This window comes from Lacrimispora sp. BS-2 (assembly GCF_040207125.1).
In the GTDB taxonomy this organism is placed as follows: Bacteria; Bacillota; Clostridia; order Lachnospirales; family Lachnospiraceae; genus Lacrimispora.
The window spans coordinates 134278-158994 of sequence record NZ_CP157940.1 but is presented as its reverse complement, the minus strand read 5'-3'; the positions used below and the strand labels follow the sequence as shown (position 1 = coordinate 158994).

The window sequence follows — 24717 nt, the reverse complement described above, 5'->3', positions numbered from 1 at the left end:
CACCTCTGTCCTATATTTTAAACCGTTATGTCGTCTTTTATTTTTTGAAACGCTGCATCTTTAATGCCGGATATCTTCATGATATCCTCGATCTTCTGAAATCCGCCGTGGCTCTCCCGATACTTAAGAATATCGTTTGCCTTGGCTTCTCCGACTCCCCGCAGGGTCATCAGTTCCTCTTTGGTGGCTGTATTTAAATTCACCTTGTTTTTTTGTACGCTGGATGAAGCCTCTGCCTGTAAGGAAATCTCTCCCCTGGCCTTCGCCGCTTCCACCTCTTCCTTGCCAGGGACCACGATCTTCATGCCGTCCTTGACCTGCTCCGCCATATTTAAATATTCTGCCGCAGCCCGGTCAGTGACTCCGCCTGCCTTCTCGATTGCCTGAAAAACCCGGCTTCCTTCCTTAAGCTCATAAACACCGGGAGAAACAACTTCTCCGCAGATATGTACGTAGAAAGGCAGGACCGTTTCCTCTCCTGCACTTCCTATGCTGCCCTCTGCCGCCTCTATAGCCAACCGGCCGGTTCCGCCGGAAACCGGCTTTACACCGCCTGGTTCCTGGATTCCGGTTCCTGCCAGACCGTCATCCCCTGACCTGCCATCACCTGCTGCCTCAATTCCGGTAACCATTTCTCCGGAATCATAAGCCGATGCCTCTGACAGAGAAATTCCCGGCCTGCGAGCCTCCTGGCTTCTGTTCAAGCCGTAACATACACCAGCCCCTAAAACACACAGGGCCATAAGGGCGATTTTAACTTTTGGGTACTTCATGATATCCCTCCTCTTACAAAAATTCTCAAAAAAGGATACCATCTTCAGCCTATGTTACTATTCTACCTAAAGAAATAGGTAAATACAAGCACTATTTCCAAATTAATTAAATATCATGATTCCGATGATGGCAACAACAGCACCGATCAGCTTTTTCCATTCAAATCCTACCTTTTCAACGCCGAACAAGCCAAACAGCTCGATAGCGTAGGCCACAATGATCTGGGAAATTACGATAATCAGAGCCGCCTTGGCCGGCCCCAGAGTTCCCATGCTCCTCACTACCGTATAGGTGATGAATGCACCCATAACGCCGCCAATCAATAAGTACTTGGGCTGTACGTCAAAAAGGCCTGAAATGTTCTCCCTGCCGGAGAAATACCACAGGATAATGCAGGTCAAAAATGCCGTAAGCTGTACCCAGCCCGTAGATACCCACATACTGGTCTGTTTGGTCACTCCCGTATTAAAAACCCCCTGTATGCTCATAAGTGCTCCGGATATAAGAGCTATAATAAAGCCTGTCATTAAAACAACCTCCGTATCTTCAATTTGTATAGAATGAATCAAATGAATACGCCCGCATATCCACTTGATTCACAGACTCAAGGCTGAGAGACACAATTCTTTCAACCTTATTTCTTTAACTAGGTTGTACTTTATTTGCATTTTTATACTGAATTACAATTTGGTTACAAATCAGACATAGGGAAGCACCTGATGGCATAATTATCCACCTTTCAAAAATACGTTTAATCCGTCAAACGATAAATGCCAGATCCATACCGCAGTATAATTTTATATGGCTTGACAAGCCTGTAGTTTTGCGCTATACTCACAGCAAAATTATATAAATCACACACGCTAGGGGAGCCTTTGGCTGAGATTGGTAGAAACCGAACCCTCACTACTTGAACCGGATAATGCCGGCGTAAGGAAGCAACAGTAGTCCCCTCCTGCGCACACAAAGGAGGATTTTTTATGTCATTTTTTCTAACTTACTCTGCGGAAAACGAAGAGTACTTATTAAAGCCGGCCGGATACCTGCTGGTGATCATTCTGTTTGCCGCAATTTTTTTCACCCTGCATCTTCTGGGCAGATCATCTTCCAAATCTCAAAAGCTGCAGACCCGTCAGATGGTTTACTGCGCCGGCGCCATGGCGCTTGCAATGGTAACTTCCTTTATGAAAATTGTTTCTCTTCCTTTTGGCGGCTCCATCACCCTGTTTTCCATGCTGTTCATCTGCCTGATCGGCTATGTTTACGGCGTAAGGGCCGGGGTCATGACCGGGGTTGCCTACGGGATGCTGCAGTTAATAACAGGACCCTATATATTTGCTCCCCTCCAGGTTCTCCTTGATTATCCCTTAGCCTTTGGCGCTTTGGGGCTTTCCGGGCTGTTAAGCAATAAAAAGCACGGCCTTGTGACCGGATATGTGGTGGGTGTCGCCGGCCGTTACCTGTGCCATGTGATTTCAGGCTATATATTCTTTGCTTCCTATACGCCGGAAGGCATGAATCCAATTGCTTATACCCTGGGCTATAATGCTACCTATATCCTGCCGGAACTGATCCTTACCGTTGTAATCCTGTATTTCCCTCCCGTGCTGGGAGCCATTGGCCAGGTGAAGCGGCAGGCCGTAAATGGGTAAGAAGGCTTTCATAAAAAACAAGCGGCATGAAAGGAGCAGAAAGCTCCCATGCCGCTTGTTTCATTTTTACAATACCGTCTTATCAGTTTTCCATATTCTATCTTTTAAGAGCAGCTAACACCAGGTGCCTGGCCAAAACAGCTGTTGTCACAGCCCCCACACCTCCTGGTACAGGAGTTGCCATGGAGGCGGTGCCTTCTAAAGAATCAAAATCCACATCACCGCAAAGCTTCCCATTTTCATCCACATTGATCCCAACATCCACCACCACGGCATCCTTTCCTACATAAGAGGCATCCACCATCCTGGCCTGGCCTGCGGCAGCTACAAGGATCTGGGCATTTTTGCAGGTTTCCTTTAAGTCTTCTGTGCGGGTGTGGCAGATGGTGACCGTTGCATTTTCCTTTAGCATCAGCATGGATAAGGGACGCCCTACTACCATGCTTCTGCCCATGATGGCTACCCGCTTTCCGGTCAAAGGGATATCATTGGCCTTTAATACCTCCACAACTGCCTCTGCCGTACATGGTGCAAATCCCGTATCGTCTCCAGCAAATACTTTGGCGATATTTTCAGGAGATATGCCGTCTAAATCCTTTTCCGGATGGATCATGTGCTCAATGTCTTTTTCCTTTATCTGCTTTGGCAGAGGGCGCAGAAGAAGTATGCCGTCAATGTCCGGATCATCGTTGATTTTTGCAAACTCTTCCTTAAACGCTTCATCGGTTATGTCCTGGGAAAATGGAAAGCTTTCCCCTTTAAGGCCAAAGCTTTCCATTTTCTTTAAGGCTCCCCGCTCATAGGATAAGTCGTCGGGACGTTCTCCCACCCGAACAATGGCAAGCTTTGGAGTCCTTCCTTTTAAGCCGCTTAAAAGCTCTTCCACCTGTTCCTTGATTTTTGCAGACACAGCTGCGCCCTTTAAGGTTATCATGTCTGTTTTCCTCCTTATTCTGCCTTTAATGCAGCTTCCACTTTTGCATAAATGGCGTCTGCCTTTCCGGTTCCATCCTCTGCCAGCTTATCCGCCCGTTCCTGAAGCTGTAAAGCCTTTTCCCGCTGCTTCATGGATTTTGTATTGATGGAAACATTCATCTTTGCTCCCAACAGCGCAGAACGCAGGAACTGCACACCAACACCTACGTCACTGACAGCCAGACGGCTTCCCTTTTCTGCCAGAATCTCCAGGATATCAAGGGTTTCAAGGGACCGCTCCATGACCATGAGAGGAACCAGGGTAGCAGCCAGTAAATGTGTTTCAAGGACTTCCGCTTTATGCTTTTTTTCTTCCTCCGTACCGGCTGGAAGGCCGTATGCAGCCGCCAAGGGGACAAATACAACTTCGTCTTCATCCGCAAGTCTTAAAAATTCACTTTTTAAAGCTTCCAGCTTTTCAAGGAATGACTGCATTTCTTCTTCCACATCGGCATACCGCTTTTTGCCAAGGGTTAAGTTCACCACCATTTCCCCCAAAGCTGTCCCTATGGCGCCGCCAAGGCCTGCCGCCCCGCCGCCGCCCGGCGTTGGGCTTTTTGAGGATAATTTTTCAAGGAATGTGTGAATTGTAAAGTCTTGTATCATAACTATTGATCCGCCTTTCCAACCGTATTTTTATTTTCCATTATTATATAAGGGTTTCCTTAAAAATACAAGTTTATATTGAAAGGCGTTTTAAGGAAAACTCGTCAAGCTCTGATTACAGCCTTATATCTCCGTATTTTGCTGCTATGGGTGAAAATATATTCATGGTGTCTTCCGCCCGATTTTTCCATATAGACGCCCCATCTCTGCTCTTACCATCGTTTCCAGTCGACACCTGGATCCTACGAATGGGCCGCAGCAAAACTGGCATGTATAATTTTAATCAAATTGGATATTTATAAAATGCCAGTTTTTCCATATGATAGGTTTAACAAAAATATAAAATGATCTGCGAGAAAGGAGAAAATATGAACAACAACAGAACGAAAAAAATCGTTTTCAGCGCTTTGATGGCAGCCCTTACCACTGCAGCTACTATGGTTATACATATACCGTCTGCATTCAGCGGGTATATTCATCTGGGGGACGGGATGGTATTGCTAAGCGGCATGCTCTTAGGGCCAATGGCCGGTGCGGCCGCAGGAGGAATCGGCTCCATGATGGCGGATTTACTGTCCGGCTACGCTTTTTATGCGCCGGCTACCCTGATCATTAAAGCATTGGCGGCATTTTCAGGAGGATATTTGTACAGACATCTGCCTTCCGGTGGACGGACGGGCAGCTTCCGGCCACTGTCTTTTCTGGCTGCCGGATTGGTATGCAGCGCAGTAGTCACAGGAGGGTATTTCGTATTTGAACTTGCAGTATACAGCTTACCGGCTGCCATTTCTAATATTCCGTTCAATCTGGTGCAGAATCTGTTCAGTTTGATTGCAGCGGGAGCCTTGCTTCCTGTTCTGCTGCGGGTTCGGGAGATCCGGGACCTGAATAAAGAGACAGCTTCATAACAGAAAAGAAAGCCCTTGGATCCGTTTTCCAGAGGGCTTCCTTTTTTGCTTTTGACTTCAATAACCATTTAAAACTTCATCCCTTGTAGGAATAGAAGGCGCAGCGCCGGCTCTGGATACTGCAATGGAGGCTGCCTTTGCCGCATGATCCAATGCCTGTACGGGAGATTCTCCCAGAGCAAGTCCGCCTATAAAATAGCCGGTAAAGGTATCTCCTGCCCCGGTCGTATCAACCACCTGTACCGGATAGATTTTCTGCTCAAACACCTGATCACCGTCTTTGTATAACGATCCATCCTGCCCCAGGGTCAAAAGAATCTTTGCGCCCGGGAATTTTTCAGACAGCTGACCCAGGAGTTCTCTTACGCTTCCGGACCTTTGACAGATATCCCCGGCTTCTATCTCATTCAATATAAAAAACTCCACATTATGAAGAGGATAGCTCCATATTTTACGGTTCATGGGAGAGGGATTCAAAACAATTCTCATTCCTTTGCCATATGCCTGCTCCATAATATATCCAACTTCGTTGATTTCATTTTGAAGGATAAGAAAATCACCTTCCCCAAACTCATTTAAAACACAGTCCACCTGATCCTTTGTTACTTCCTGATTCGCTCCGCCATACAAAAGAATGCCATTTTGTCCTTCCGGATTCTTTTGTATTATGGCATGGCCTGTTTTATTCTTTACTCGCTTAATATTCCTTGTGTCTATGCCAAACTGCTCCAGCTGCCGGGTCAATATTTCGCCGTCCTGCTCCCCAACTGCTCCGGCATGCCAGACCTTGACTCCGCTTTTACTCAGTGCCAGAGACTGATTTAAGCCTTTTCCTCCGCAAAATACCTCCAAAGAATCCGAGGATATGGTTTCTCCCTCTCTGACAAAATGATCCACCTGGTAAACGTAATCAATATTCAGAGAACCAAAATTCAATATTTTCATATACTTCACTCCTGTCCGCTTCCCCATGGTACTTCTTCTTATCATCAATTTCGGTTCAAATACCGCAATCCCATCATCCACCTCATGAACCGTAGGCCCGGATTCCCGCCTCGATCAGATCCCAGAAACGCTCCACATCAATATCCACCGCCACATCCACATTGGCTTCTCTGTGACTGTAACCAAAGAAGTCACAATTGGTCCTTCCGTAGCTTTGTACGCTTCTGATATCCACTTCCGCATACATGGGTTTTGTCACAAGGAGCTTTGGATCAATCATTGATGCAATGGTCACCGGGTCATGGAGAGGCCCGCCTTCCCAGCCAAACACTTCCTTCTGGCTCTTATTGAAATGTCCCATCAGATCTGCAAACAGACGGGCCGCCGGGGTACCGGTCTCTTTCATTCGTTTTACGATCTGGGGATAACAGAGCACCTTCCTGGTCACATCAAGTCCTACCATGGTAATGGGACGGCCGCTGGTAAATACCACATGGGCTGCATCTGCATCGGCTATGATATTAAATTCAGCAGCCGGAGTCACATTCCCCATCTGATAGCTGCCTCCCATGAGGACAATTCTTTTTATCTTTGGTATAATACGAGGCTCCATTCTCATGGCCATGGCAATATTGGTGAGAGGCCCAGTCGGCACCAGGATAATGTCACCTTCTGATTCCATCAGCGTACGGACGAGAAACAGGACCCCATGTTCCGCCTCTTCCTTTCTCCTTAAGGGTTCAAAAACAGGACCGTCCAGTCCGCTTTCTCCATGGATATCCCCTGCAAGGAGCTGCTTATCCCGGATCATGGGCTGTCCGCAGCCGGCATAGACCGGGATATCCAGCCCTAAGTACTGGCAGATATTTAAGGCATTTCTTGTAGTCTTTTCAAGGGACTGGTTTCCTGCCACCACTGTAATGCCCAGCACCTCAAGCCCGCTGTTTCTTCCTGCAAGTAATATGTTTACCGCATCATCATGTCCCGGATCACAGTCCAGGATGACCTTTTGTTTTTCCATTGATCCTTCTCCTTTTTAAGTTTTTGCCAAGGCACTCCGTAAGCCTGTAGCCTGACTCCTATGGAATCCGTTAATCCAAACACCAGACATCCGTCCGCAGTCAGGATGGTGTGGGTGCCTCCATGGGAAACTGGCCTGCTGCCCTTAAGCGAAGACCCCATACTGTTTTATAAAATACAAACCAGACCAGTATAATCAGTATTATAACAAACCTCTCGGTAATGCACCAGTTGTAAAAGATCTCTTTCAAAAATGGAACTAGGACCATAAAAAGAGAGCTTATTGCGGATGCTCATGTCGGATTCATTCTGCCCTTCCTCTGTTTTATCTATCCAGCAAGGAAGCCGCAGCCTCGTCCATAATGAGCATATCTAATCCGCCATCTTCTTTAAGCTTCATCTCTTTTCCTATTATTCAGTCCATGATCAATCTCTGTTTTATACATCCCACAAAAAGCCGGAGCCTTTGGAAATTCTTCCGAAAGCTCCGGTATAAACATGAAAGCTAATGCTAGAAATTAAGCCCTTTTAACTTAAATTGACCAATATAATCTTTCAATAATTGTGCCTGACCATTAAGTTCTTCGCTTGCTGCAGCACTTTCTTCGGCACTTGCACTGTTTGTCTGAACAACAGTGGCGATTTCATCAATACCTGCAGTCACTTGTGAAACAGCAAATGCCTGCTCATTGGATGCTTGTGCGATTTCATTGATAAGACCAATCATCTTATCGAAACTTTCAACAACATTTCCCATTGATTGTGCAGTGCTGTCAGCTATATTGGCGCCGTTTTCCACGGCGTGTATTGTTTCTTCAATAAGCATTGTAGTATTTTTTGCTGCTTCATCTGATTTTTGTGCCAGGTTTCTAACTTCACTGGCCACAACAGCAAATCCTTTTCCAGCCTCACCAGCACGTGCAGCTTCAACAGCAGCATTAAGTGCCAGGATATTTGTTTGGAATGCAATCTCTTCAATTGTCTTGATAATTTTACTGATTTCAGCAGATTTATTATTAATATCATTCATTGCAGCGATCATTGTTTGCATTTGACCATTACTATTTTTAACTTCCTCACCTGCAGATATGGCTTCGGTGTTTGCAAGTTGCGCGTTTCCGGCATTACGCTTGATTTGCTGTGAAATTTCAGTGATTGTTGCAGAAAGCTCTTCCGTGCTGCTTGCTTGTTCCGTTGTTCCTTCTGCAAGCAATTGTGCGCCTAAGGATACCTGATTCGAACCATTAGAAACCTGGTCTGCAGCGGAGTTACACTCTAATAGTGTATTATTTAGCTTATTTGTTGCCTGCAGCAGTGCTTCCTTAATTTTCGCGAAGTCTCCATCATATGCTTGGGTGAAACTTAAATTTAAGTTTCCGTCGCCGATCTGAGCTAACAATTCGGATATTTCATTTATATATACGATATAAGTCTTTAGCCTTGTAGTCAAAACTTCCATCGATCGCGCTAAGCTGCCTATTTCGTTCTTTGATTTAATGTTAATTTCAGTATCAAGGTTTCCTTGTGAGAGATCATCAACAATAACTGTAAGTTTCTTTAATGGAACAATAATGTCTCTTATACTTAAGCTCATAAGTAAAACTACTGCTATGAGTATACAAATTCCAATCAAAACTACTGATGTCATAACATTTTTAGAACTTTCCTTTAATTCCTTTTCCGACATAAAAGATGCCAATATCCAATCTGTGCCTTCAACTTTTCTCGTCAAGCCTACATATACTTGATTATCAATGTTTATTTTCAAATCTTTATCAGTAAGGATTTTTTCTATTCCATTAATACCTGTTTCATCAAGTTTTTTAAAATTATTATTTGCATTATTACCATCTGCCATAATAATTCCGGAATTATGTACAATCATAGAAAATCCCGTTTTACCCATTTTCATTTTACTTAACATTTCACTAATAACGGATTGTGAAACGTCTATTCCAATTGTACCAATCACTTTTCCCTGACTATTGGTTAATGTTTTCGCATTACTGGTAATTAAAGAATTAGTTGCAGTATCAATATATGGAGAAGTTCTTATTATTTTGCCATCTGCTTTTATTGCATCTTGATACCATTCTCTTGTGGTAGGATCATATTCTTTATTAATACTGCTTTCCGGCCATACAACATATCCTCCACTTTCCGTTGCGGCATAAACATATATTGTTTCCGGATGATTTTTAGCATAATGATTAAATACTTCAAAAATCTCCTGTTCAATGCCTCCGTTCTTAGAAGGTGTCATATTAGTTTTTGTTTTAGAATTCTTATAACTGGTTATTGTATCATCTGCTTTAATAATTGCAGGATCTGTTGCAATCATATTAATATTGTCATCCAGCTTATTATAAAAATCATTAATATAGTTTTCAACAATGCCTAATTGATTATTTGCATTTTCTTTAAAGTCTGTGAATGCTTTATCGCCGATTTTTACTGCCAACATCACCAGGATAATCGCCAAACCAATACAAACTAAACCATCTGATCTTAAAATGAGTTTAAATTGTATACTGTTTATAAAAGGTATCTTGTTCTTAATTGACTTTTGTTTTTCTTTTGCCATATTTGTCCCTCCATTATTTAAAAGTAATTTCCCTTTTAAATCTGCTTCCTTATTTCTCTTCTTTGAAAGCCACATTATGTTTCTTCCTTTGGTTATCTTTTCTTTCGATAACAAATATCAGGACCAATATAGCGATTCCGCTGGCAAGAATAAGGATTATGATAAAAAAAGCAAATTCTCTTAGTAAAAATACATCATTTTACTTTTTATTCATAACACCTCTCGTGCTATTTATATATATTTCGACAAATCTGGCAAAAATGTTAAGAATGGCGCTTCAATATTTCTTCCAGCTTCTTTACCATTTCATCCACATGTTCTTTTTCAATGACCAGCGGAGGAACAAAGCGGATAACATTGGCCCCGGCACTGATGAGTACCAGCTTTTGCTCTGTCAGAGCCTGACTCACAATGGAAGCCACCGGCACCGAAAACTCCAGGCCCTGGATCAGCCCTGTGCCTCTCCGGTCGGTTATGATATGATACCGGTCCCCCAGAAAATCAAGTTTTTTTGCAAGATACTCTCCCATCTCTTTTACATGGTCTACGATCTTCCGCTTTTCAAACAGTTCCAACACCTTAAATACTGCCGCCGTTACAAAGGGATTTCCGCCGTAGGTGGTCCCATGATCACCTGGAGACATGGCTGCCCCGGCCTTTCCTGCTGCCAGGAACGCTCCCACAGGAACACCGTTTCCCAAAGCCTTTGCCACGGTCATCACATCCGGCTTTACGCCGTATTTCTGCCAGGCGAACATCTCACCGGTCCGTCCCATTCCGCACTGGATCTCATCCAGGATCAGCAGCATATCATGGTCATCACAAAGCGCTCTTACACCCTTTAAAAATTCCTTCCTTGCCGGATAGATGCCCCCCTCTCCCTGGACCGTTTCCATGATTATGGCGCAGGTCTTATGATTCACCAGTTCCTTCACACTGTCCAGATCATTGAAATCAGCGAATTTGATTCCCGGAAGCAAAGGCTTAAACGGTTCCTGGTAATGGTCATTGCCTGTTACGGAAAGAGCACCAAAGCTCCTGCCGTGGAACGAGTGTTTCATGGCAATTATTTCGTGGTCATGGCCGCCATCTTTATTGTAAGCATATCTTCTTGCTATCTTTAAAGCACCTTCCACCGCTTCGGTCCCGCTGTTGGTAAAAAACACCTTATCCATGCCAGATGCCTTTAAGATCAGCTCTCCCGCCTCCACAGCCGGGACATTATAAAATAAATTGGAGGTATGAAGAAGCTTATCCACCTGTGCCTTTAATGCTTCATTAAATTCCGGGTCATTATAGCCCAGACCCATTACTGCGATCCCGGCTCCAAAATCCAGATATTCCACTCCATCCGTGTCATAAAGGCGGACACCGTCCCCATGGTCAAAAACAACCGGAAAACGGTTATAGGTCTTATAAAGCTCTGACTCCGCTTTCTCAATGTATTCCTGCTTACTTGGCATGATAAAACCGCTCCTCTCCCGCACTTATAATAGCTGTACCGATTCCCCTGTTCGTAAATATTTCCAAAAGCAGGCAGTGAGGAATCCGTCCATCCATGATATGTACCCTGGATACTCCCTGCTTCATGGCATCAATGCAGTTCTGAAGCTTGGGGAGCATTCCTCCTCCCAGCATCCCGCTTTCCACAAATTCCTGGGCCTCTTCCATGGACATTTCCGAGATAAGGGATTCCTTATCCTGAAAATCCTTATAAACGCCCTCAACATCCGTCAAAAAAGCCAGCTTCTCTGCTTCCATGGCCGTGGCAATGGCGCAGGCCGCGTCATCGGCGTTGATATTGTAGGTCTCATAATTCCCGTCAAAGCCCACAGGGCAGATGATGGGAAGAAAATCCTTTTCCAGTAAATCATATATGATTTGGGGATCCACATCTGTAATATCTCCCACAAATCCAATGTCTTCTCCGTTTGAATAGCGCTTCCGGCATTTTAGCATCATGCCATCTTTTCCGCTGATTCCCACGGCTTTTACCCCCAGCTCATTGACCATCTGCACCAGACTTTTGTTGACCCGGTTAAGCACCATCTCTGCGATCTCCATGGTAGGTTCATCGGTTACCCGCAGGCCATTGACAAAATGTGGCTCCATTCCCGACTTTTCCACCCACTTGCTGATTTCCTTTCCACCACCATGGACGATGATAGGCTTAAAACCGACCAGCTTTAAAAGCACTACATCCTGGATGACCTGCTTTTTCAGTTCTTCATCCACCATGGCGCTTCCGCCGTATTTTACCACAATGGTTTTGCGGTTGAAACGCTGTATGTAAGGAAGGGCCTCGATCAGCACCTCCGCTTTTTCCATAATGCTGTGATCCAGTTCCATATGATTTCTCCTTTCCTCTTTTTTGCCTGTTTTATGGCATAAAGGGATACCTGTAAGGTATTTCCTGCCCATGCTCTTTGGGCATAGAAGTATACCCATTCGTCTTATGAGCGGTAGTCCGCATTGATCTTCACATAATCAAAGGTCAGGTCGCAGCCCCAGGCAGTTGCGGCCGCCTCTCCCATTTTAATATCCGCTGTTGCAGTCACTTCCGGCTCTGATAAAATCTTTGTGGCTTCCTCTTCGCTGTAGGGAAGGGCTACACCGTTTTCAATGATTTTTAACTTCCCTGCTGCGCTTTCAAAATACAGATCCACCTTTTCAGGGTCAAACATGGCGCCTGAATAGCCCATGGCGCAAAGGATCCGGCCCCAGTTAGCGTCATGGCCGAAAATAGCGGCCTTGGTAAGGCTTGAGGTAATGACGGACTTTGAAAGGGTCACAGCCTGTTCCTTTGTTTCTGCCCCGACGATTTTCACTTCAAACAATGCGGTACAGCCTTCTCCGTCACCTGCCATCTTCTTTGCCAGGGCTTCATTAATGAAATTGAGTGCCTTGCAAAATGCCTCATAATCTTTATTCTTCGTCTGGATCTCTTCATTTCCTGCCATACCGTTTGCCAGGAGAAGCACCGTGTCATTGGTGGAGGTATCCCCATCCACGGAAATCATGTTGTAGGTGTCCTTGATATCCTCTCTTAAGGCTTCCTGCAAAAGCTCTTTGGAAATAGCCGCATCTGTGGTAACAAAGCTTAACATGGTGCACATGTCGGGATGGATCATGCCGGAGCCCTTGCACATGCCGCCCATGGTGATGGTCTTTCCTCCTGCTTCAAATTGAACTGCAACTTCCTTTTTGACGGTATCCGTGGTCATAATTGCCATGGCTGCAGCCGTACCGCTTTCCTGGCTGCCGTCAAGGGCCGGAGCCATGGCTTTTACGCCAGCCACAATGCGGTCCATGGGAAGCTGTTTGCCGATCACTCCGGTGGACGCCACCAGCACGGAACTAACAGAGATGGAAAGGCTCTCCGCCGCTGCTTCTGCCGTTTCCATACAGTAACGAAGCCCTTCCTCTCCGGTGCATGCATTGGCAATTCCCGCATTGATAACCACTGCCTGGGCGTAAGGGGAATTATCCACAATCACCTTATCCCATTTTACAGGAGCTGCTTTCACTAGATTGGTGGTAAAGGTTGCCGCTGCCTTACAAGGTACTTCACTGTAAATCATTGCCATGTCTTTTCTGTCTTTATATTTAATTCCCGCCGCCGTGGCTGCCGCCTTAAATCCTTTTGCCGCCGTTACTCCGCCGTCTGTATGCTTCATATCAATCTTCCTCCATTCTTTTTAAATTCATTCTCATTTCCTCCTGGTTATTCAACAAACTTTACGATATTATTTTCATTTAAGCTGAATTCGTAGTAATGAATGTCTTTCCGGAATACCCAGCCGCTCTTTTTCCAGAATTCATTGCCTATGGCATTGGATTTCCAACTCCCTGCTGCCGGTATCCTTCTGCAACGCACACGTGATACATGCAGCCCCGCCGCCCATCATGGCCGCAGAGAACGGATCCAATGATCCTTCCATTCTCTTTTGCCACCACACAGGTTCCTGGATTTCTTCTGATAAACCGTTCCACACCTTCCCTGGAATCGTCTTCGGCGCGGATTCCAAAGCCTCTAATGCCTGACCACAGTTCATAGACCTGGTCGTAATCCTCTAATGTCATACCACGAATCATCATATTATTTTCCTTTATTTAAGCATTCATTTGCAGTCTTACGGGAACAGGGGAATAAGTTTAAGCCCCTTGTTTTCCGGCAATCCAAACAGGATATTCATATTTTGCACCGCCTGCCCTGCGGCTCCTTTTACCAGGTTATCCATGGCCCCCATCATGACCATCCGGTTGGTCCTTGGATCAATTTTGAAATTCACATCTACAAAATTGCTTCCTTCCACCCATTTGGTCTGAGGAACCACATCCTTTTTAAGTACCCTGACAAAATATTCGTCTGCATAATATTTATCATAGGCTGCCTTTACTTCCTCATAAGAGACAGGCCTGGTAAGAGCCGCATAAGCCGTTATGAGAATGCCCCGGTTCATGGGCACCAGATGGGGTGTAAAGCTTATGGTAACCGGACGGCCTGCCCCGTAAGACAGCTGTTCCTCGATTTCCGGCGTGTGCCTGTGAACGCCTACGCCGTAAGCCTTGATATTTTCATTGACCTCACAGTATAAATGATCCGTCTTGGCTCCTCTTCCAGCGCCGGAGGTACCGGACTTGGCGTCAATGATAATGGTGTTGGGATCAATGAGCCCTTCCTTTACCAGAGGATATATGGATAAGGCAGAGCAGGTAGGATAACACCCCGGGTTGGCGATAAGTCTGGCATTTTTAATTTTCTCCCGGTTGATTTCCGGAAGCCCGTAGACCGCTTCCTTTATAAACTGAGGCGTCTTGTGCTCCATCTTATACCATTCTTCATAGACAGCCACATCCTTGATCCTGTAATCAGCGCTTAAGTCAATGACTTTTGTTTTCGTTAATATATTGTCATTCATAAGAGAAGCACAAAAGCCCTGGGGCGTTGCCGTAAAGATCACATCTGCTATTTCTGCCAGGGCCTCCACATTGTCATCCAGGCAGGAATCGTCCACAATCTGAAACATGTTTTGATAAATAGAAGCGTATTTCTGATCCACATAACTTTTGGATCCGTACCATATGATCTCTACATCATCTCTCTGAAGCAAAAGTCTTACAAGCTCGCCGCCTGCATATCCGGTAGACCCTATTATTCCTGCCTTAATCATAATCATCTCTCCTTATATTTTTTCATAGGTAGTCTGTTTTTCACTTTTGATGGTTTTTGGCACTTTATACCTTATTTATACAAGCTCTTCTGCTGAAAAGAAGGCCCTTCCAGGTTTTTCAATTATTGATGATTCATAATTATACATTGATAACGTATATTATGCAAGTTTTTTTTATATTTTTTATTTTACTCTTGCATTATTCATGGTTTTGTTGTATATTTATGAAAGTTCAATGAAAAAAATCCAATAAAAATCCAGGAGGAACTATAAATGAAAGAGAAAGTTATTTTAGCTTATTCCGGTGGTCTTGATACCACAGCCATTATTCCGTGGTTAAAGGAAAATTTTGATTATGAAGTAATCTGCTGCTGTATCGACTGCGGCCAGGGAAATGAATTAGACGGTTTGGAGGAAAGAGCCAAATTATCCGGCGCTTCCAAATTATATATTGAAAATCTGGTCGATGACTTCTGCGACAATTACATCGTTCCATGCGTGCTGGCTAATGCAGTTTATGAAAACAAGTACTTATTAGGAACCTCCATGGCCCGTCCTGCCATTGCAAAGAGACTGGTGGAGATCGCAAGGAAAGAAGGCGCTACCGCCATCTGCCACGGCGCTACGGGTAAAGGAAACGACCAGATCCGTTTTGAACTGGGAATCAAGGCTCTGGCCCCTGATTTAAAGATCATTGCCCCATGGCGTATGACCGATGTATGGACCATGCAGTCCCGGGAAGATGAAATCGAATACTGCAGGCAGCACGGTATCGACCTTCCCTTCTCCGCTGACAACAGCTACAGCCGTGACCGTAACTTATGGCATATCAGCCATGAGGGCCTGGAGCTGGAAGACCCGGCAAACGAGCCAAATTATGACCATTTATTAGTATTGGGCGTATCCCCGGAAAAGGCTCCGGATGAAGGGGAATATGTGACCATGACCTTTGAAAAGGGCATTCCTACCAGCGTAAATGGGGAAAAGATGAAGGTTTCTGATATCATTACCAAGTTAAATGAGCTGGGTGGCAAGCACGGCATCGGCATCGTGGATATCGTGGAAAACAGGGTTGTTGGAATGAAATCCCGCGGCGTTTATGAAACTCCCGGCGGAACCATCCTCCTTGAGGCTCATCAGCAGTTAGAGGAACTGGTATTAGACCGTGCTACCATGGAAGTGAAGAAGGATATGGGCAATAAGTTTGCACAGATCGTTTATGAGGGAAAATGGTTTACTCCCCTGCGTGAAGCAGTTCAGGCATTTGTGGAATCCACACAGAAGTATGTGACCGGAGAAGTGAAGTTAAAGCTTTATAAGGGAAATATCATTAAGGCAGGAACAATCTCCCCTTACTCCTTGTACAGCGAGTCCCTGGCTTCCTTTACAACAGGCGATTTATATGACCACCATGATGCGGAAGGCTTTATCACTCTGTTCGGACTTCCGTTAAAGGTAAGAGCTATGAAGATGCAGGAAATCGAAAACACAAATAAATAAGTGAAAAAAGGACGTACACAGATATATTTTCCATGTACGTCCTTCATTTATGTCCATAAGGCAAAGATCCAAAATTAATCCGCCAGCAGTTCCTCCGTAGCCACCACCTCATGAAGCATGTTTTCGTATTCTGCCAGTTCCTTTATGAATTTCAATATAAGAGCCGTATCCTTTCTTTCGGCGTATCTGAATGATAATTCCATTTCTCTTCCTCCCAAACGTAATCTGTTAATAACAGCATACTATGAATTCTACTTTTTTTCCAGTGCCCGCCTGATCCTTGGCATCATTTTTTTTGTATAAATGTAACCGCTTTCCATACATTTTTCCATGCATTCAAAGGTCAAAAGCCCTGCCCCTCTGGGCATGGGCGGCTTTAGCAAAAGGATCTCACCCCTGGAACGGCAGTCCTTAAGTTCCCTGCTCATAATAGAAAAGGAATGGAAGGCGGTCTCAATGATGGAATGATCATGAGGCATTTCATATTCTTCTCCAATGTCCACCGCAATCACTCTTGCTTCTCCTGCCGCGATCAAAAGGTCCACAGGAAGGTTGTTGGTCACTCCTCCATCCACCAGCAGAAAGCCGTTCATCTGTCTTGGCCGGAATACGGCAGGTACTGAGGAACTTGCCATCATGATATCACAAAGGAATCCGCTCCGCTCCCATTTCACATGCTCCTGCCTTAATGCAGAATGGGGAATTTCAGCTTGAAACAGGTTGGTAAATGCAACTGTATCCCCGCTGTTAATATCCACAGCCGGAACCAGCAGGCTCTTGCAGTTTCCCTGTATCTCCATCCCATCTGTTAAATCGCAGAGAAAACGCTGAAGCCGGTTCCCCTTTATAAGTCCCTGAAGCGTTGTCTCCCTGCCCAGCAGGAACTGAGGAAGAAATAATGCAATTCCCAAAATATCCGGATCAATCAGGCTTCTGCCGTGTTTTGCCAGCCACCGCACCGTTTCCCGCATATCCCCTGTTGTCATGCCTGCTGCATAAAGCCCGGCGGCAATGCTTCCGGCACTGGCCCCCGCTACCTTGTCAGGAAGAAGTCCTGCTTCTTCCAGCGCAGATAATACTCCCACATGGGCTGCCCCCCTGGTTCCGCCACCTGCCATCGCCAGTCCATAATCTGCCATGATTCCATTCTCCTTGCGTTTCAGCCGCATTTCAGGAAAATCTATGCCATTTCTGTTTCATTTATGCCTGGCCTGGCAAAAGCAAAGAAAAACAGTTGTTTTGAGTCAGGCTCAAAACAACTGTTCTTCTTTCATCTCATTTATAATACGCATCAATTCCGTCGGCAATCCCTTTTACGATCTTGTCCCGGCATTCCTCGGCAGCCATCTTCTTATCCTCATCCGCGTTGCTCATGAAGCCCATTTCCACAATGGTCACCGGTATATTACACCAGTTGATACCGCTCATGGAATCCGTCTCCTGCACTCCCCTATTCTTAAATCCGGTCTGATTGCAGATTCCATCCACAACAGCCTTGGAAAGAGATTTGCTTTTGCTGTACAGGGTCCCATTGTAAGGATTCTTAGCCGTCTGGCACATGGTAAGGGCACCATGAACGCTGCTGTCATTTAAGGAATTGGCATGGACACGGACAAAGATATCCGCTCCGCTTTTATCCGCCATCTGGGCGCGTTCTGCATTGCTGATGTTCACATCATTGGTTTCCCGGATCATGTAGACTTTATAGCCCCTGTTTATAAGCTCCTGCTTTAATTTTAAAGAAACCGCAAGAGTGAGCTGGTATTCCGGGATACCGGTTGCCGTTCCCTGAGTTCCGGAAGCCACCTTTGCCTTCATCTCAGAAGCGCCTGGCCCAATGGGCTCCTTTTCGGAATTGCCCTTTGCCTGATGGCCTGGGTCGATGGCAATGATCTTTCCTGCCCCGTTTCCGGAAACAGATGGAGCAGTGCCTGCCGTCTCCTGCACCGGTTTATCTTTTGACACATACCGGGAGGAAATGTAGCATTCCTTGTCTTTGTAAATAACCCGGCTCCAGCTTTCGCTGTATCCGGTCCGTTTAAGGGCGGCACCCTTATCAAGCTTGTCCATGATTTCTCCGCCGGCAGACGGGAATTTTCTTACATTCACCTGGGAGCCGGTAACATAAACGGTCTCATCGGCCGCCTCAAAGGCAGGAGCTGTCTCCATCGTCACAGCGGCTTCATGGGAGCTTGTCTCCGCTGATTTTCCGCTCTCAGTTTCTTCAGTTTTATCCTCTGCAATGGATACGGGAGATGTCTCCTCTCCCTCCTCCTGACCTAAACCGCCCTGAGCTTCTTCCAGGGCCGGTGCTTTTACAGCTTCATATTTCCTGGCACAGCCTGCAAGCATAAGTGTACAAAGAAGGATTGAGGCCAATAACAGCCACCCGCGGCCTTTTCTTAAATTCTTCAAAGTATGGTTCCTCCTCCTACAACATAATCTCCATCATAAAACACCACGGCCTGTCCCGGAGTGATAGCCCGCTGAGGTTCGTCAAACTTACATTCTATCACACCATCCTCCACTTCCTCTATGGTACACATGGCACCCTTATGGCTGTAGCGGATCTTTGCCGATACCCGCATGCTTTCTCCATGAAGCCCGGGAACTGCCATCCAGTTAATGTGGTTGGCCCGCAAGGTATAGTCATATACATCATCCCCAGTTCCGATCACCACTTCATTGGTCTCAGGCCGTATCTCCACCACAAAAACCGGGTGGCCCATGGATAGGCCCAGCCCCTTTCTCTGGCCTACCGTGTAATGGGTAATTCCCTTGTGCCGGCCGATCACCAGACCGGAAACATCCACAAAATTACCCTCCGGCGCTTTTTCCCCTGCACTTTCTTCAATGAATCCTGCATAATCATTATCCGGAATAAAGCAGATTTCCTGACTGTCCGGCTTATGGGCAACCATTAAGTTGATCCTGTCCGCGATCTCGCGGATCTGGTCCTTTGAATAGGCCCCCACCGGCATCAGGGTGTGGGATAGCTGGTGCTGTGTCAGATTGTAAAGAGCATACGTCTGATCCTTTGCCGCTGTCACGGACTTTTTTAATGCATATCTTCCGTTAGGGAGCTTATCAATCTGGGCATAATGGCCTGTGGCAATATAATCTGCTCCTATATCCAGGCTGCGCTTTAAAAGAGACTCCCACTTGACATAACGGTTGCAGGCAATGCATGGATTGGGCGTACGCCCTTTCTGATATTCTCCTACAAAATAATCAATGACCTGGGATTTGAATTCTTCTTTAAAATTCATAACATAATAAGGAATCCCCAGGTCCCAGGCAACCCGTCTGGCATCATCTACGGCACTTAAACCGCAGCAGCCTCCGTTTTCCTCCTGGGTCCCGGTATCCTCATCCTGCCATATCTGCATGGTGACACCTATGACTTCATATCCCTGTTCCTTAAGGAGCCACGCCGCTACAGAAGAATCTACGCCTCCCGACATTCCTACTACTACTTTCCCTTTGCTCATAGCTTTATGTTTCCACTTTCTGGCCGGATAAGCAAAAGCCCGGCATCTTAATATTCTTCTTCCACTTCTTCCTCACCGATATCAGACTTGGGTTTCTTTAAGCCCTCAATCTCAAGTCCGTTTTTCTTTGCATAGTCCCATAAGGCAGCGTGGATGGCTTCCTCTGCCAGCAGGGAACAGTGCACCTTTACAGGAGGTAATCCGTCAAGAGCTTCGCACACCGCCTGATTCGTCACGTCCATGGCCTCCTGAACGGATTTTCCCTTTACCATCTCCGTAGCCATGCTGCTTGTAGCAACCGCGGCTCCGCAGCCAAAGGTTTTAAATTTTACATCACGGATGATCTGATCTTCATCAATATCCAGATAAATTCTCATAATATCGCCGCACTTGGCATTTCCTACGGTACCCATACCGCTGGGGTTATCAATTTCCCCTACATTTCTTGGATGCTCAAAATGATCCATTACTTTTTCTGTATACATAATCTATTTTCTCCATTTCCAGGTAATCTGTCTGCTTTGTTTCCAGCCGCCAAAAGGCGGTTCCTTGAATCATTTCGCCTGATGTTTAATATAATCTTCATAAAGCGGGGACATACTGCGCAGTTTTTCCACGATCTCCTTAATGGATTCCACAACATAGTCCATCTCTTCCATTGTGTTGCGTTCATCTAAGGTCAGACGAAGGGAGCCATGGGCGATCTCGTGAGGCAGTCCAATGGCAAGCAGCACATGGGATGGGTCTAAAGAGCCTGAAGTACAGGCAGAACCGCTGGAACCGCATATGCCCTTCATATCCAGCATGATGAGCAAGGACTCTCCTTCAATAAACTGGAATGCAAAATTTACGTTATTGGACAGCCTGTTTTTCCTGTGTCCGTTAATTCTTGTATAAGGGACCTCTGCCATAACACGGTCCATGAGATAATTGCAAAGCTGGCGTTCTTTATTTGCTCTCTCTTCCATGCCTGCTTCCGCAAGCTCCACAGCCTTGCCAAAGCCTACGATTCCAGGCACATTCTCCGTACCGGCGCGGCGTTTCCTTTCCTGTCCGCCTCCATGAATGAAGGAACGGGATTTGATGCCGCTTCTGATATATAGGAAGCCAATGCCCTTGGGGCCGTTGATCTTATGGCCGCTGGCACTGAGCATATCGATATGGTAATCATCCACATTGATGGGCACATGGCCAAATGCCTGGACCGCATCTGTGTGGAATAATATTCCCCGCTCTTTTGCAATCTCTCCGATTTCCCTGATCGGTTCTATGGTTCCTATCTCGTTATTGGCAAACATGATGGAAATAAGGATGGTATCTGGGCGGATCGCTTTTTTTAGCTCATCCAGCTTTATGAACCCATTTTCATCTACATTTAAATAGGTCACCTCAAAACCCTGCTTCTCCAGATATTCACAGGTATGAAGCACGGCATGGTGTTCGATTTTACTGGTGATAATGTGTTTTCCTTTTGAAGCATAAGCTTCTGCAGTTGCAATCAGCGCCCAGTTGTCAGACTCTGAACCGCCTGCCGTAAAATAGATCTCGTTAGACTTGGCACCCAGAGCGTTTGCAATGGTTTCTCTGGCTCCTGCCACGGCCTTTTTTGAGATGCCGGAAAACTCGTATACGGATGATGGATTTCCATAATACTCCGTAAAATAAGGCAGCATGGCTTCCACGACCTCAGGCCTCGTTTGGGTAGTCGCTGCGTTGTCAAGATAAATCAGTTGCTTCATATTGTTAGTTCCGCCTTTCTGTAGTCCTAAAGTTAAAAGCTTCATCTACATTTTCTATTATACACACATTTCCTAGAATTTCAATAGGAATGATTCTCATTATAACTATAGTTCTGCTATGCAGAAGTTGTTCTGTCCGTCAATTATGAATGGCATGTCTGAACTGTAACAAATGTCATGAAGAAGAAGCCCATTCCATATATTAATAATAATTCACTTTTTCAGGAGATTGCATGAATGATTCTCTGAAATTTCCCGGGAAGCTTACGCCAAGAAAATATGCGCTTCTCACCGGCACCCTTCTTTTGACTTCTGCCGGGCTGATCACCCGGTTGTTAGGCTTTTTTTACCGGATTTTTCTCTCACGGACCATTGGCGCAGAAGGACTCGGAATCTTCAGCCTGGTCCATCCGGTGTTTGGCGTCTGCTTTGCCTTATGCGCCGGCTCCATCCAGACCGCCATATCCCAGTCCGTAGCCGCTAATGTGAGAAAAGGCCGCTCCATTTTCCGAACCGGCCTCGTCATTTCAGTGGCCATTTCCATAGCCCTGGCATACTTAATCATCCGGTTTAAGGACTTTCTGGCCGTCAATATCCTGATGGAGCCCCGCTGCGCCCCTCTTCTGCTCTTTATTGCGGTATCCGTCCCCTGTTCGGCCATTCACGCCTGCATCAATGGCTATTATTATGGTATGCAGCGCCCCCATGTCCCGGCATTTGCCCAGGTGATCGAACAAACCGTAAGAATTGGGGCAGTGTTCCTTATTGCTGATATCATGGTGCAATCCGGGATCAAAATCACGGTCCAGCTGGCAGTCATGGGCCATCTGATAGGAGAAATCGTTTCTTCTCTTTATACGGTTGTGGCCTACCGTTTTTTTTCACCCAAGATGCCTGCAGGCGTTACGGCAGTCTCCTCCTCCTTTCATGAAACCGCGCCCGGGCTCATGCACCTGGCGCTGCCTCTTATGGGAAACCGCCTGGTATTAAATATCCTTGCAAGCGCAGAGGCCATTTTAATTCCCAGCAGACTGCAAATGTCAGGACTTTCTGATTCGGCGGCATTTTCCGTATACGGCGTTTTGACCGGAATGGCTTTGCCCTTTATTTTGTTCCCTTCCACCGTATTTAATTCCCTGGCCGTCCTTTTGCTTCCAACAGTAGCCGAGGCCCAGTCAGAAGGAAATGACCGGAGGATCGGCGATGCCATTTCCATGTCACTGCGCTACTGCCTGTACGTGGGAATCCTGTGCATCGGCATATTCACCTTGTTCGGAAACGACTTGGGCTTCAGCGTATTTAGGGACAATACCGCCGGAACCTATATGACCATTTTAGCCTGGCTTTGTCCCTTCCTCTATCTGGTGACAACCATGGGAAGTATTTTAAACGGCCTGGGGAAAACCTCTGTCACCTTTGTCCAAAATGCCATTGCCCTGGTAATCCGTTTGGGATTTGTTCTCTTTGGGATTCCCAGGTATGGGATTTTAGCCTACCTGGTGGGAATGCTGGCCAGCGAACTGCTTCTGGCCATGATGCATGTGCTGACCCTGCGGAAAAAAGTTGATTTCATATGGAACGCCTGGGATATGATCGCAAAGCCGGCAGCACTGATGGTACTCGCCATTGGAATCTACTTTGCGTTGTTTTCCGTGGCAGATCCGTTTCAGGGGATGTCTTTATTTATTAAGACTGCATTCCATATTGCAATTTTAAGCATATTCTATCTGGTTCTCCTCCTTGTTTCCCATATCATGAAAGGGGAGAAACCCAGGGAGTTTTAAGTTTTTAAAGATCATCTTCCTCAGTTTACATAATCAAAAAGCAAAAAACGGACTGTCATAAGTCCGTTTTTTGGAGATTCCGTTTTTAATCAATTCCAACCATTACAGAAGTCGCTTTAATGATGGCATATGCATCTTTCCCGACTTCCAGTCCCAGGTCCTTTACCGCTGCCATGGAAACTGTGGAAGAAACGATATTGCCGCCGCCGATATCAATGGTTACAATGGCGTTCACCGCACCTGTTTCAATCCCTACAACTTTTCCCTTAAACTGATTTCTTGCACTGAGTTTCATCTCAAATGTCTCCTCTCATCCAATCCTGATCCATGAAAACACCTTCCGAATATACCCTTACACCCCATAAAACGGGCTGGGCTCTGCCAAAAACAAGGGCAGAAAGAAGGAAATACATAGCAGTAATTATGGATTGTAAACCAGAAGATTATACTGCTTTTTCATAAAGTTATTGTAAGCATTTCTGTATTTATTGTCAACCGGTTATCAGAAATACTAAAACAAAAGCAAAAGATCTTCTTTGGGAAACCTGATAAATGACGGAATGTTCTGGTGCATTCCTTCTTCAAAGTCCTTTTTATCCTGGAGCCACCAGATCTTAGAGGAGGTTTTATCGTCTGCATTCCGGAATAAATACTGCCTTTGGAAAGGCGTATCCGCGAACCCGGCCAGTTGAATTTCCATGACATTTTCCTCCGACCTTCCCTGGGCCGGAATCAGGTTATGGCCCCGGATTCCTACGTACCGGATGGAATCTTCGATTTTCTCCTCTGTCTTAAGCTTTATCTTCCAGTCGCAGGCATAAAGCTCATAATCGCTTATTTTCTCTATGGATGAAATATTCTTGCAGCCGGTCAGCTTTGCTGCTTCCATTCTTTCCGGCCTTCGGAAAATATCTTTTGTGCTGCCTTTTAATATGGTCTTTCCATCTGAAAGGAGCATCATTTGGTCACAGAATTTGTAGATTTCATCTCTGGAATGGGATACCATGAGCACATCGCCGCTATAGTCCTTAATCAGCTCCAGCATTTCCATCTGAAGGGTATCCTTTAAAAAACCATCCAATGCGGAAAACGGCTCATCTAACATAATGATATCCGGACTATATAAAAGCATGCGGGCAAGGGCCACTCTTTGCTGCTGCCCTCCTGAAAGCTGGGAGGGATACCTCTTTTCCAGGCCTTCCAGCTGAAAGCGCCTTAACTGTTCTGCAACAAGGGGAAGCTTATCCTTTTTCTTTCCCGGAAGCACGATTGCCAGATTCTCCTCTACGGTCATGGTGGGAAACAGGGCATAATTCTGAAACAGGTAGCCCACACGGCGTTCTCTGGCAGGCATATTGATTCCCTTTTCCGAATCAAACAGCACCTTCCCATTTAAAACGATCCGGCCATGATCCGGCTTTTCAATTCCTGCCACGCATTTTAATGTCATGCTTTTCCCGCAGCCTGAGGCTCCCAGGATCCCCATGCAGCCGCCGTCAGCCTCAAATTCCACATTCAATTCAAATCCTGAAAACTTTTTTCGGATGTTTACCTGCAATGCCATA

The 24717-nt window shown here is 45.8% G+C and carries 22 protein-coding genes, 2 pseudogenes and 1 riboswitch; of the genes and pseudogenes, 4 read left to right on the top strand and 20 right to left on the bottom strand.

The window, feature by feature from the left end:
* Nucleotides 1-17: 17 nt before the first annotated feature.
* Entirely contained in the window at nt 18-773 is a 756-nt protein-coding gene (locus ABFV83_RS00755) for a helix-hairpin-helix domain-containing protein (protein ID WP_349946944.1), read from the bottom strand.
* Nucleotides 774-875: 102 nt separating this feature from the next.
* Nucleotides 876-1301, bottom strand: a complete 426-nt coding sequence (locus tag ABFV83_RS00750) for a DMT family transporter (protein ID WP_349946942.1) — start codon at nt 1299-1301, stop codon at nt 876-878.
* Nucleotides 1302-1629: 328 nt separating this feature from the next.
* Nucleotides 1630-1728: riboswitch (TPP riboswitch) on the top strand.
* A 26-nt stretch (nt 1729-1754) separates the two neighbouring features.
* Between ABFV83_RS00750 and thiT the strand changes: the two genes are divergently transcribed.
* Nucleotides 1755-2426, top strand: a complete 672-nt coding sequence (gene thiT / locus ABFV83_RS00745; RefSeq protein WP_349946940.1) for an energy-coupled thiamine transporter ThiT — start codon at nt 1755-1757, stop codon at nt 2424-2426.
* A gap of 97 nt (nt 2427-2523) precedes the next feature.
* Here thiT and ABFV83_RS00740 read toward each other — a convergent pair whose 3' ends face one another.
* Both ABFV83_RS00740 and ABFV83_RS00735 read right to left on the bottom strand, forming a co-directional pair.
* A complete protein-coding gene (locus ABFV83_RS00740; RefSeq protein ID WP_349946939.1) occupies nt 2524-3360 on the bottom strand; it encodes a bifunctional 5,10-methylenetetrahydrofolate dehydrogenase/5,10-methenyltetrahydrofolate cyclohydrolase in 837 nt (278 codons plus the stop codon).
* Between the two features lie 14 nt (nt 3361-3374).
* A complete protein-coding gene (locus ABFV83_RS00735) occupies nt 3375-4007 on the bottom strand; it encodes a cyclodeaminase/cyclohydrolase family protein (protein WP_349946937.1) in 633 nt (210 codons plus the stop codon).
* Between the two features lie 368 nt (nt 4008-4375).
* On the opposite strand from ABFV83_RS00735, the gene ABFV83_RS00730 reads away from it, so the two are divergent.
* The gene (locus ABFV83_RS00730) at nt 4376-4915 is read left to right on the top strand and encodes an ECF transporter S component (protein WP_349946935.1); all 540 of its coding nucleotides are present in this window, start codon (nt 4376-4378) and stop codon (nt 4913-4915) included.
* A gap of 57 nt (nt 4916-4972) precedes the next feature.
* Here ABFV83_RS00730 and ABFV83_RS00725 read toward each other — a convergent pair whose 3' ends face one another.
* The 8 genes and pseudogenes from ABFV83_RS00725 to argC form a co-directional block, all read right to left on the bottom strand.
* Nucleotides 4973-5860 carry a ribokinase gene (locus ABFV83_RS00725; protein WP_349946933.1) on the bottom strand — a complete coding sequence of 296 codons (888 nt, stop codon included), beginning with the start codon at nt 5858-5860 and terminating at the stop codon, nt 4973-4975.
* 82 nt (nt 5861-5942) lie between these two features.
* Nucleotides 5943-6881, bottom strand: a complete 939-nt coding sequence (locus ABFV83_RS00720; RefSeq protein WP_349946931.1) for a nucleoside hydrolase — start codon at nt 6879-6881, stop codon at nt 5943-5945.
* Between the two features lie 510 nt (nt 6882-7391).
* Nucleotides 7392-9539: a methyl-accepting chemotaxis protein gene (locus ABFV83_RS00715; protein WP_349946930.1), complete on the bottom strand. Its 2148-nt coding sequence runs from the start codon at nt 9537-9539 to the stop codon at nt 7392-7394.
* A 188-nt stretch (nt 9540-9727) separates the two neighbouring features.
* The gene (locus ABFV83_RS00710; RefSeq protein WP_349946928.1) at nt 9728-10927 is read right to left on the bottom strand and encodes an aspartate aminotransferase family protein; all 1200 of its coding nucleotides are present in this window, start codon (nt 10925-10927) and stop codon (nt 9728-9730) included.
* Nucleotides 10917-11807 (bottom strand): acetylglutamate kinase, encoded by an 891-nt coding sequence (gene argB, locus ABFV83_RS00705; RefSeq protein WP_349948841.1) that lies wholly within the window; start codon nt 11805-11807, stop codon nt 10917-10919. Before argB ends, ABFV83_RS00710 begins: the two co-directional genes overlap by 11 nt.
* 110 nt (nt 11808-11917) lie before the next feature.
* Nucleotides 11918-13141 (bottom strand): bifunctional glutamate N-acetyltransferase/amino-acid acetyltransferase ArgJ, encoded by a 1224-nt coding sequence (argJ, locus tag ABFV83_RS00700; RefSeq protein ID WP_349946927.1) that lies wholly within the window; start codon nt 13139-13141, stop codon nt 11918-11920.
* Between the two features lie 47 nt (nt 13142-13188).
* Nucleotides 13189-13559: pseudogene (locus ABFV83_RS00695) on the bottom strand (GNAT family N-acetyltransferase).
* A 38-nt stretch (nt 13560-13597) separates the two neighbouring features.
* A complete protein-coding gene (gene argC, locus ABFV83_RS00690) occupies nt 13598-14638 on the bottom strand; it encodes an N-acetyl-gamma-glutamyl-phosphate reductase (RefSeq protein WP_349946926.1) in 1041 nt (346 codons plus the stop codon).
* A gap of 273 nt (nt 14639-14911) precedes the next feature.
* Between argC and ABFV83_RS00685 the strand changes: the two genes are divergently transcribed.
* Nucleotides 14912-16138 (top strand): argininosuccinate synthase, encoded by a 1227-nt coding sequence (locus ABFV83_RS00685; RefSeq protein WP_349946924.1) that lies wholly within the window; start codon nt 14912-14914, stop codon nt 16136-16138.
* Between the two features lie 83 nt (nt 16139-16221).
* On the opposite strand, the pseudogene ABFV83_RS00680 reads toward ABFV83_RS00685, so the two are convergent.
* The 6 genes and pseudogenes from ABFV83_RS00680 to nifS all read right to left on the bottom strand — a co-directional run.
* Nucleotides 16222-16341, bottom strand: a pseudogene (locus tag ABFV83_RS00680) (GNAT family N-acetyltransferase); the annotation flags it as partial.
* A gap of 48 nt (nt 16342-16389) precedes the next feature.
* The gene (locus ABFV83_RS00675; RefSeq protein ID WP_349946923.1) at nt 16390-17277 is read right to left on the bottom strand and encodes a patatin-like phospholipase family protein; all 888 of its coding nucleotides are present in this window, start codon (nt 17275-17277) and stop codon (nt 16390-16392) included.
* A gap of 136 nt (nt 17278-17413) precedes the next feature.
* On the bottom strand, nt 17414-18553 hold the full coding sequence (locus ABFV83_RS00670; RefSeq protein ID WP_349946921.1) for an N-acetylmuramoyl-L-alanine amidase: 1140 nt from the start codon (nt 18551-18553) through the stop codon (nt 17414-17416).
* Nucleotides 18550-19629 (bottom strand): tRNA 2-thiouridine(34) synthase MnmA, encoded by a 1080-nt coding sequence (gene mnmA / locus ABFV83_RS00665; RefSeq protein WP_349946919.1) that lies wholly within the window; start codon nt 19627-19629, stop codon nt 18550-18552. The genes ABFV83_RS00670 and mnmA overlap by 4 nt, the downstream gene beginning before the upstream one ends.
* Nucleotides 19630-19676: 47 nt before the next feature.
* Nucleotides 19677-20114, bottom strand: a complete 438-nt coding sequence (gene nifU / locus ABFV83_RS00660; protein WP_349946917.1) for a Fe-S cluster assembly scaffold protein NifU — start codon at nt 20112-20114, stop codon at nt 19677-19679.
* 69 nt (nt 20115-20183) lie between these two features.
* Nucleotides 20184-21368: a cysteine desulfurase NifS gene (gene nifS / locus ABFV83_RS00655; RefSeq protein WP_349946915.1), complete on the bottom strand. Its 1185-nt coding sequence runs from the start codon at nt 21366-21368 to the stop codon at nt 20184-20186.
* A gap of 233 nt (nt 21369-21601) precedes the next feature.
* On the opposite strand from nifS, the gene ABFV83_RS00650 reads away from it, so the two are divergent.
* On the top strand, nt 21602-23152 hold the full coding sequence (locus ABFV83_RS00650; protein ID WP_349946913.1) for a polysaccharide biosynthesis protein: 1551 nt from the start codon (nt 21602-21604) through the stop codon (nt 23150-23152).
* A gap of 85 nt (nt 23153-23237) precedes the next feature.
* On the opposite strand, the gene ABFV83_RS00645 is transcribed toward ABFV83_RS00650, so the two are convergent.
* On the bottom strand, nt 23238-23447 hold the full coding sequence (locus ABFV83_RS00645) for a TOBE domain-containing protein (protein WP_025234675.1): 210 nt from the start codon (nt 23445-23447) through the stop codon (nt 23238-23240).
* A gap of 216 nt (nt 23448-23663) precedes the next feature.
* Complete coding sequence (locus ABFV83_RS00640) at nt 23664-24716, bottom strand: ATP-binding cassette domain-containing protein (RefSeq protein WP_349946911.1); 1053 nt, start codon at nt 24714-24716, stop codon at nt 23664-23666.
* Nucleotide 24717: the final 1 nt, after the last annotated feature.

What these genes read in the sequence shown, in the direction of transcription:
- ABFV83_RS00755 (WP_349946944.1), bottom strand. Translation starts at nt 773, where the DNA reads ATGAAGTACCCAAAAGTTAAAATCGCCCTTATGGCCCTGTGTGTTTTA.
- ABFV83_RS00750 (WP_349946942.1), bottom strand. Translation starts at nt 1,301, where the DNA reads ATGACAGGCTTTATTATAGCTCTTATATCCGGAGCACTTATGAGCATA.
- thiT (WP_349946940.1), top strand. Translation starts at nt 1,755, where the DNA reads ATGTCATTTTTTCTAACTTACTCTGCGGAAAACGAAGAGTACTTATTA.
- ABFV83_RS00740 (WP_349946939.1), bottom strand. Translation starts at nt 3,360, where the DNA reads ATGATAACCTTAAAGGGCGCAGCTGTGTCTGCAAAAATCAAGGAACAG.
- ABFV83_RS00735 (WP_349946937.1), bottom strand. Translation starts at nt 4,007, where the DNA reads ATGATACAAGACTTTACAATTCACACATTCCTTGAAAAATTATCCTCA.
- ABFV83_RS00730 (WP_349946935.1), top strand. Translation starts at nt 4,376, where the DNA reads ATGAACAACAACAGAACGAAAAAAATCGTTTTCAGCGCTTTGATGGCA.
- ABFV83_RS00725 (WP_349946933.1), bottom strand. Translation starts at nt 5,860, where the DNA reads ATGAAAATATTGAATTTTGGTTCTCTGAATATTGATTACGTTTACCAG.
- ABFV83_RS00720 (WP_349946931.1), bottom strand. Translation starts at nt 6,881, where the DNA reads ATGGAAAAACAAAAGGTCATCCTGGACTGTGATCCGGGACATGATGAT.
- ABFV83_RS00715 (WP_349946930.1), bottom strand. Translation starts at nt 9,539, where the DNA reads ATGTGGCTTTCAAAGAAGAGAAATAAGGAAGCAGATTTAAAAGGGAAA.
- ABFV83_RS00710 (WP_349946928.1), bottom strand. Translation starts at nt 10,927, where the DNA reads ATGCCAAGTAAGCAGGAATACATTGAGAAAGCGGAGTCAGAGCTTTAT.
- argJ (WP_349946927.1), bottom strand. Translation starts at nt 13,141, where the DNA reads ATGAAGCATACAGACGGCGGAGTAACGGCGGCAAAAGGATTTAAGGCG.
- argC (WP_349946926.1), bottom strand. Translation starts at nt 14,638, where the DNA reads ATGATTAAGGCAGGAATAATAGGGTCTACCGGATATGCAGGCGGCGAG.
- ABFV83_RS00685 (WP_349946924.1), top strand. Translation starts at nt 14,912, where the DNA reads ATGAAAGAGAAAGTTATTTTAGCTTATTCCGGTGGTCTTGATACCACA.
- ABFV83_RS00675 (WP_349946923.1), bottom strand. Translation starts at nt 17,277, where the DNA reads ATGGCAGATTATGGACTGGCGATGGCAGGTGGCGGAACCAGGGGGGCA.
- mnmA (WP_349946919.1), bottom strand. Translation starts at nt 19,629, where the DNA reads ATGAGCAAAGGGAAAGTAGTAGTAGGAATGTCGGGAGGCGTAGATTCT.
- nifU (WP_349946917.1), bottom strand. Translation starts at nt 20,114, where the DNA reads ATGTATACAGAAAAAGTAATGGATCATTTTGAGCATCCAAGAAATGTA.
- nifS (WP_349946915.1), bottom strand. Translation starts at nt 21,368, where the DNA reads ATGAAGCAACTGATTTATCTTGACAACGCAGCGACTACCCAAACGAGG.
- ABFV83_RS00650 (WP_349946913.1), top strand. Translation starts at nt 21,602, where the DNA reads ATGAATGATTCTCTGAAATTTCCCGGGAAGCTTACGCCAAGAAAATAT.
- ABFV83_RS00645 (WP_025234675.1), bottom strand. Translation starts at nt 23,447, where the DNA reads ATGAAACTCAGTGCAAGAAATCAGTTTAAGGGAAAAGTTGTAGGGATT.
- ABFV83_RS00640 (WP_349946911.1), bottom strand. Translation starts at nt 24,716, where the DNA reads ATGGCATTGCAGGTAAACATCCGAAAAAAGTTTTCAGGATTTGAATTG.